This is a genomic window from Tetzosporium hominis (genome assembly GCF_002265435.1).
Lineage (GTDB): Bacteria > Bacillota > Bacilli > Bacillales_A > Planococcaceae > Chryseomicrobium > Chryseomicrobium hominis.
The window spans coordinates 1-238 of sequence record NZ_NOKQ01000136.1; the positions used below are offsets into that span (position 1 = coordinate 1).

The 238-nt window shown below is 39.9% G+C and carries 1 protein-coding gene; it reads left to right on the top strand.

Going from position 1 to position 238, the window contains the following annotated elements; translation table 11 throughout:
• A partial coding sequence (locus tag CF394_RS03140) for a helix-hairpin-helix domain-containing protein (RefSeq protein ID WP_133079789.1) occupies positions 1 to 238 on the top strand: 238 nt, incomplete at both ends.

Here is a 238-nt window from a genome sequence, read left to right on the forward strand (position 1 = left end):
GGAAAGTTGTCTCTAAAAAAGTGGAACAAGCAGTAGAAGCAACTAAAGAGCAAGCTCAAAAAGTTACAAGCTCTGTAGAAGAATTCGCATCCAACCTAGGTGGACTTTCAGTCGACCGTGCCAAGACTTTCTACGATGAAGGAATCAAGTCTGCTGCTGATTTCAAAAATTGGACAGAAAAAGAACTCCTTGCCTTAAAAGGAATCGGTCCAGCTACCATCAAGAAATTAAAAGAAAA